The sequence below is a fragment of the Propionivibrio sp. genome, from assembly GCF_029255185.1.
Lineage (GTDB): Bacteria > Pseudomonadota > Gammaproteobacteria > Burkholderiales > Rhodocyclaceae > Propionivibrio.
In genome coordinates, this window is the sequence record NZ_JAPUVO010000098.1 from 1 (window position 1) to 8,733 (window position 8,733).

2 protein-coding genes are annotated in these 8,733 nt (G+C 53.3%); both read left to right on the top strand.

What is annotated here, in order from left to right; all coding sequences use genetic code 11:
- Window positions 1-110: 110 nt before the first annotated feature.
- Entirely contained in the window at window positions 111-8,051 is a 7,941-nt protein-coding gene (locus tag Q1J43_RS08000; RefSeq protein WP_301101932.1) for a hemagglutinin repeat-containing protein, read from the top strand.
- A complete protein-coding gene (locus tag Q1J43_RS08005) occupies window positions 8,048-8,539 on the top strand; it encodes a hypothetical protein (protein ID WP_301101933.1) in 492 nt (163 codons plus the stop codon). Before Q1J43_RS08000 ends, Q1J43_RS08005 begins: the two co-directional genes overlap by 4 nt.
- Window positions 8,540-8,733: the final 194 nt, after the last annotated feature.

Below are 8,733 nucleotides of genomic sequence, written 5' to 3' on the forward strand. Positions count from 1 at the left end.
ACGAATCGGTTGTCATGCGGTAGCCAACCCGCGCATATCAGACTGATCAACCGTCGGCTTGCCGCCCGTTCTGCTACCCACACACTGGACGATGATCTAAAACTGGGTTCTTGGAAAACTTGACAGGTCAATACATATCAGCCGCTGGCGTTCAAACCGATGGCACGCTCGGCGCCTCGGGCAATCTCACAGCGAGTGCCACGCGATCCATTACGGCTCAAGGACAAAACTTAAGCGGCGGTGATCAAAGTCTCACAGCACAAACTGTCGATCTTTCGGGCAGCCAAACCAGCGCACGGAATCTCTCAGTCACTGCCAGTGGCGGTGATATCAACCTGGCCAACGCCACGGTTGTAGTCAGTCAAACATTGACCGCTAACGCAAACCAAACGCTGCGCACTGACGGGGCCAATGTTTCGGCCAATCAGAGCAATGCAACCGCCCACGACCTCTCGAACGTACAAGGTCAAATCGTTCAAACAGGCAGCGGCGATATGGCGCTCAATCTGCCAGGTAACCTCAATAACACCGAAGGTCGTATTGCAAGCAACAGCGTCAATATGAACATCAGCGCCGATACGCTGACCAACACCGACGGGACACTCGAACATGCTGGAACAAGCACCCTGGCCGTCAACGTCAATACGCTCAATGGAACACGCGGCACAATCGCCAGCAATGGCGCGCTGAACCTGACAGCCACCAACGCGACGCTCAATGCGGCCACCACGACGGCTAGCCAACTGAACGTCAACAGTGCGACGCTCTCTCACCAAGGCGGCACCATGACACAAACCGGCAGCGGTGCTGCCACCATTGCCGCGAGCACTCAGCTGGATAACACCGGCGGCACGATTACCAGCAATGGCTCCGCCACCCTGAATGTAGGCGCTTTAAAAAATCAGGGAGGAACTATCCAGGCGACGGGCTCAGGTTCCACTACTGCAGCTTCTGACCTCACTCTCACCGCCACCGCTGAAATCGACAACAGCAATGCGGGAAATATCTCCGCTAGCGGCAATGCGACGATTATGGGCGACAACCTCAATAACACGCAGGGCCAAATCACGGCAGGCCAAACGCTGAGTAGCACGACCACGCAAGCCACCAACAATACCCAAGGCTTGCTCGCAGCCAATGGTCAAGTCACCTTGACGGCGAGCCAAATCAACAATCAAGCGGGCACCATCGGTTCTGTGCAAGACGCAGCCAGCGTCACCGCGCAAACAGGTGCGCTCAACAATCAGGCTGGGCGTATTGAAGCCGCCAAAACAGTCACTCTTTCCGCCGTTGGGATCACCAACACCGATGGCACAGTCACAGGCAAAAGCCTGAGTGCCAACAGCCAAAGTCAAAGCTTCAACAATACGCGCGGCAAGTTGATCGCGAGCGGCGCGGGTGGGACCGATACACTGAATGTCCAAAGTGGCGCCTTGACCAACGACAGCGGTTTGATTCAAGGCGCATCCGCATTGACGGTCAATACCCATGGTCAGACGCTGACCAATACCAATTCAGGGGCCAGTGGTGGCATCGTGGGTCAAAGCACCGTGAATCTGAGTACGGGCGATCTCAACAACCAAGCAGGCTATATCGGCAGCAATGCGGCGCTTACCGTCAATGGTGCGACGATCACCAATACACAAGGCGGCAACATCGTCAGCAGTGCAGCCGCGACGATTAATGCCAACTCATTGAATAATCAAGGTGGACAAATCCAAGCTGTAGGCAATGTCGATGCCACCTTGAGTGGGAGTTTGAATAACACCGGGAGCCTAGTGCGCTCTGGACAGAACCTCACCATCAATGCGGCAAGCGTCAATAACACCAATACCCAGGGAAGCAATCAAGGTCTGGAAGGCAATAACGTTTCCCTGTCAGCGTCCAACATCGATAACACCACGGGTGCCATTCGAGCGAATAACAACACGACCTTGATCAGCAGCGGAACTATCAACAATACCAATGGACTGGTAAGCGCTGGCAATACCTTGGCGGTGCAAGACCTTGCCGCCAATAAAACCCTTGCGATTACCAACACCAACGGCACGCTCCTCGCAGGTCAACAACTTACCGTTGATAGTGCCAGTCTGAGCGGTGATGGAAATGTGCTGAGCCAGGGCAATCTGAACGTCACGCTCAAGCAAAGCATCACCAACTCGGGGCAAATCATCGCCAACGGCAATGCCACCGTGGAAACCGATGCCACCTTGACCAACCAAGGCACCCTGGCGGCTGGCAACACCCTCAATGCCAAGGCGGCGACGATCGACAATCAAGCGGGCGGCACCATTTCCGCTACCAACGTTAAATTGCAAGCGACGGACAGCCATACGTTGACGAACCGGGGCACGATCAATGGAACGGACACGGTTCTCGAAACTCAGACCCTGAACAACCTCGGTACCGGAAAAATCTATGGCGACCATGTCGCCATTGGTGCGACGACGCTGACCAATGCGGCGGAGAACGGCACGGCTCCGGTCATCGCTGCCCGCGACCGATTGGACATCGGTGCGGACACCATCAATAACAGCGGACACGCCATCATGTTCAGCGGCGGCGATGTGGCCATTGGCGGCAGTCTCGATGCCAGCAAGCGTGCTACGGGCCAAGCCACCACGCTCAATAACGACAGCGCCACGATAGAAGCCACTGGCGCGCTTGGCTTGAACACCAAGACCGTCAACAACACCAACCAGAACTTCAGCACCACTACAGAGAATCTAGCGGCGCAAAGCATCACCGAGTACCAAGGCTCCGGTTCACCCAATCGCTACACCCCAGGCACGCCAGATGTGTATGTCTACAACGACGAATCCGATCACCTGCATACGCCCGAGGGCAACTATGAAAGCTGGTCAGCCTACAACTACACACGCAATACCAGCGAGACTCGCGTTGCCAGCTCTGATCCAGCCCAAATTCTTTCCGGTGGTGCGATGCGCATCACTGCGGACACCGTCAATAACGATAAGAGTCGCATCATCGCGGGCGGCACACTGACAGGCACGATCGGTACCCTCAACAACACCGAAGTAGCGGGTGAACGTGTCACCACCGATTCAGGCAGTGTCACTTCTTATTGGCGCGATCACCACAAGGGACGCGATAGCACCGGCAGCAGCAGCGCGGGCTACAACCCCGCACCAACGATTCAAGCCATTTCCCTGACGCCCACGGTTTATCAACAAAACACCGCGTCAAGCGGTTCAGGTACTCAGGTTGCGGCGCTTTCCACGGCTACGGTGAATCAAACGCCAGGCGCGGCAAGTAGCGCCACGGGAACCACGCAGGGTGGCCAAGTTATTACACCGATCACGCAGGTCGTGGCTGCTGTCAGCAGCAGTGCCAGTGGCCCTGCCACCGTGGTGCGCAGTGGCGGCATCAATACCAGTGTGCCCAATAACAGCTTGTTTGGACTCGCGCCCGGCTCCACGGCCCATTACCTGATCGAAACCGATCCCGCATTCGCCAACTATCGAACCTGGCTGAGTTCGGATTACTTGCTCAATGCCTTATCGCTGGACCCAGCGCTGACCCAGAAACGCTTGGGCGATGGTTTCTATGAGCAAAAACTGATTCGTGAACAAGTCGCTCAGCTCACGGGAAGACGCTTTCTCGATGGCTACGCTAACGACGAAGCGCAATACGCGGCGCTCATGAACAGTGGCGTGACCTTCGCGCAAGCCTACAACCTTGTGCCCGGTATAGCCCTCAGCGCCGCTCAAATGGCGCAATTGACCAATGACATCGTGTGGTTGGTGGAGAAAGACATCACCCTGCCCAATGGCACAACAACCAAAGCCCTGGTACCCCAGCTTTACGTGCATGTCCAAGAAGGCGATTTGCAAGCGGGTGGCGCTTTAATCGCGGGTAACAACGTCAACCTCAATGTCACAGGCAATCTGCTCAATGGTGGCACCATCGCCGGACGACAAGTGGTGGCGCTCACCGCTGACAACATCAACAACCTGGGTGGACGCATCCTTGGAACCGATGTTGGGGTGGCTGCGGGTACCGATCTCAATAACATCGGGGGCACCATCGCGGCCAATAACAACTTGGTCGCAAGCGCAGGGCGTGACTTGAATGTCACGTCGACAACTCGTACCCAAACCAATGCGCAAGGTAGTCAAACCAATATCGAGCGTGTGGCGGGGCTGTATGTGACCGGCACGGGAGGCACTTTGCTTGCAAGCGCTACACGTGATGTCAATTTAAACGCAGCGGCCATCATCAACGCAGCGCCCACATCGGCAGGCGCTCCTACTGACAGCACTACGATTACCGCAGGCAACAATCTCAATTTAGGCACCGTCACGCAAAGCCAAAGCAATCGTGTTGTTTGGAGCGGCAACAACAACCGCAGCGATTCAAGCAAGGTCGATATTGGTACCAGTATCCAAACCCAAGGCGATTTGATCCTGCAAGCGGGCAACGACCTCAATGCCAAAGGTGCGAATGTGACGAGCACGCAAGGTAACTTGGTTGCCATTGCGACGAACAATGTCAATCTAACGGCTGGCGAGGCAAATGTGCAGGTCGATGAAGCTCACCAACACAAGGGTCGCAGCAGCGCGTTTTCTAGCAAGACCATCACGACACGTGACACGCTGGATCAGACAACAGCGCAAGCGACAACCTTCTCTGGCAAAACGACGACTGTTTTGGCTGATCGTGACATCAACCTCACGGGCAGCAACGTAGTCAGCGACAACGGCACGACGCTGGCCGCACAAAACAATCTCAACATCGCGGCGGCGACCAATACCACGGTCGAGGGCCACTTCAGGGATGAGAAAAAATCCGGCATCTTCAGTGGCGGTGGCTTGAGCATCACAGTCGGAACACAGCAACAAAGCGTAGACCAACAAGGAGTGACTAAGACAGCAGCGGCTTCAACGGTTGGCAGCACGCAAGGCGACATCAACCTTCAGGCAGGCCAAAACTACGCTCAAACGGGTAGTAATGTGATTGCGCCTCAAGGCAATATTGATATTGGCGCTAAACGTATCGATATCGTAGAAGCGCGTGATACCAGCCAAAGCCAAACTGAGACCAAATTCAAGCAGAGTGGTCTAACCGTTGCGCTGACCAATCCTGTTGTAAGCGCTATCCAAACGGCAGATCAGATGAAATCTGCGGCAAGCAAAACGAGTGACCCGCGCATGCAAGCACTCGCCCTGGCGACAACAGCCCTTGCTGCAAAGAATGCGGTCGATGCCGTGCAAGCCAACCCTAGTGAAGCTGGAGGAGTCAACCTCAGTATCAGCGTTGGTACCTCCAAGAGTCAAAGCAATACCATTCAAACCAGCGGTAGTGCTGCGGGGTCCACGGTGGCAGCGGGTGGCAATATCAATATGATTGCCAGTGGCGCAGGACAAGACAGCAACCTCACGATTCAAGGCAGTACCGTCAAGGCGGGCAACAACATTGCGCTCAACGCTGAAAACGAAGTCAAACTTCTTGCCGCTCAAAATACAGCGGACCAGCACAGCACTAACAAGAATTCCAGCGCTAGTGTGGGGATTTCAATTGGCACCGATGGCCTGCTCTTCACAGCGAGTGCCAGTGGCGGGCGTGGTAAAGCCGATGGTAGCGATGTGAGTTGGACCAACACGCATGTGGATGCAGGCAATCAACTCAAAATCCAGTCGGGTGGCGATACCACCTTGAAAGGTGCGGTGGCAACCGGCAAACAAGTGGTGGCTAATGTGGGAGGCAGCCTTAACGTCGAGAGCCTGCAAGACACGAGCAAGTTCGATAGCAAGCAGCAAAGTATTGGCGGCAGCATCTCCGTTGGCTACGGCAAGATGGGCGGAAGCATCAACGTAGGCAAGAGCAATATCAATAGCGACTTTGCCAGCGTGACCGAACAATCGGGCATCAGAGCTGAAGATGATGGCTTCCAAATTACTGTGGCGAACAACACCGACCTGAAAGGCGCAGTCATCACCAGTACAGATAAAGCTGCACAAGATGGTAAGAACAGCCTGACGACAGGTAGCCTCACTACGAGCGACATCCAGAACAAGGCCGAATACAAAGGACAAAGCTTCAATATTGGTGCGGGATACAGCACGGGTATGGGTGTAGGTAAAGACAGCCAGGGTAATGCCACGACAGGCGGCACACAGACACCCGGCACGACTTTGCCAAGTTTGAATGGCTTCTCGGCCACCCTACCTGTTGCCATGAGTGCCTCGGGGAATGCCAGCAGTACCACCCAAAGTGGTGTCAGTGCAGCGGCCATCAGCATCACCAATGAAGCGCAGCAACAAACCCTCACTGGCAAGGATGCGGCGACTACGGTAGCGAGCTTGAATCGCGAGGTGGCGACAGGTAAGGACACCAGCAATGCATTGAAGCCCATCTTCAATGAGCAAGAAATCAAAGCAGGCTTTGAAATCGTGGGTGCGTTTGCGAACCAGGTGGGCACCTTCTTAAACAACCGTGCAAAAGAAGCCGATGCGAAGACGACGCAAGCTAAAGACGTAGAGCAAGCAGCAAAAGATCCCAACAATGGTTTGAATGACGAGCAGCGTCAAGCGTTGCGTGACCAGGCGATCACTCTAAGAGGTGAAGCACAGGCCATCAATGACAACTGGGGCGCAGGTGGTACTTATCGGCAAATCACCACCGCCTTGGTGGCGGGGATCAGTGGCAACGTCAGTGCGGCCAGTAGCGAGTTTGCCAAGAACATGGTTGTGAACTATGTGCAGCAGCAAGGTGCTTCCTATATCGGTCAATTGGTCGCTGATGGCAAACTGACAGAAGGCAGCCCATTACACGCAGCCTTGCATGCCATCGTTGCCTGCGCAGGCGCAGCGGCAAGTAATCAAAGTTGCGGCAGTGGTGCAGCGGGAGCTGCAGCTTCTAGTTTGCTCACAGGTCTATTCAGCGACACCAATCCGAATGAAACCACCCAAGAGCGTGAAGCAAAACGCAACCTGATTGTTTCGATCGTCACGGGTATTGCCAGTGTTGGCGATGCGAATGTGGCGACGGCAACTAATGCGGCGGGTGCTACCGTGGATAACAACTGGTTAGCCACGCAGCAGATCGTGCAAATGAAGAAGGAGATCAAGGCGGCCCAGGGCACATTGGAAGAGCTGAAAGTTGCTGGCAAGTGGGCTTACATCAGTACCAAGCAAGATGTGCTAACCACTGCTGGAGTAGGCAAAGGTTTGGTTGAAGCAGGCATCAGTGATATCAAAGGACTGGCGGAATTTCTCTCCGATCCCATTGCTGGCCTGAATGGACTCAAGCAAATCATCACCAGCCCAGAAGCACGGCAGCAATTAGGCGACAGTGTCTTTAAGGAGTTGGATGCCAAGATTGATCGCATGAAGACTGCCTTGCAAGTTGGAGGCGATCAAAATGCCGAGCAATTAGGTCAGGACCTCGGCGCATTGGTTTGGCAAGTAGGCGCAGTTGCTACTGGTGTGGGCGGTGTGGCGAAAGGTGGAGTAGCACTGGCCAAAGTGGGCATCAGTGTTGGTAAAGATGTCTTGGAAGGAATGGCTGTTTCTAAAGCCTATAAGCTGGCGCAAGCTGAGGCTATCGCGAGCGCGAAACAAGCTCAGAACTTTTATCGAGATGGCTCCGCTTATAGCTTCCCGAAAGAAATCAAAACAACCAGTGGGGTAGTAATCAAAGCTAACCCTGATAAGACAACCACAATACTTGGAGCATTCACTGCCGACACTAAACGCATCATCAACCAAGAACTTGGTATGTCTAAATCAATGGCAATTGATGGAGCAACCCAACCGGGTTCATTCAATTTGCTGAATACACCTGATAGTTTGTACACGGCATTGGGCCCTGAAAAATTCTGGCAGCAGATCAACAAACCCTTCCTTGATGCTGCTATAGCTAGAGGAGACGACATTGCGTTAGCAACAAAACCTGAGGGTAAGGTTCTGATAAGTCCAAAAGATCCATCCGTACTATCAGGCTTTGGACGAGAAGTTAAATATTTAGAAGCGAAAGGATATCAATATGACCCAACGTCGGGTCACATGTGTTTGGGAGGTTGCAAATGAGCAATCTAGAGCTGAGTCAACAGGCTGAGTTGTCCTTTGCAAATCTCAAGAACATTTTTCACCGCAGTAAATTTATTGATGGTGATCTAGAGCTGCAGCTTGAATGTGAGCATATCGTTATTGGGATTCAGCAGGTTGAGCGCTATGAGACAGACGTGAGCTTTTACATTGGTTTGAGAGAAGAAAAAATATCTTTCACATTCCGAGATATGGCGTATGCGCTTGTCGATGACCCTTCTCTTGCTATTCCAAAAAACTTAGAAGAAATGCCTGTTCGGAACCGAAATAACATCGAAGTTGAGAAATTTATCCAGTTCTGCATTACTTACAAAGACAAGCTTCAAGAATGGCCACCCACTTGGTTTTCTAAGGCGAGCAATCATTCAATAAAAGAGCTGAGTATGCATTTCGAGGGTATTGCTGAAACGACACGGCTAGAGCATCAAGAAATCATGCAAAAGTGGGTAACGGGAAAGAAAGGAGTTTAAGAATGAATCCTATGTTTTTTGTAAGAGGCGCATTATTTGTTTTTGCTTTACTTCTGGACAGTGTCGACTTTTCCGATTTTTTTCACGCGACCAATAGGCTGGCGGCCGAGGCCAGATCGTAACGGGTGTATTTGCTCGTTATTTTCTTGAGGCTGGGGTCCAATTGTGGAAACGTTAAAAATGCCGGGATGGCC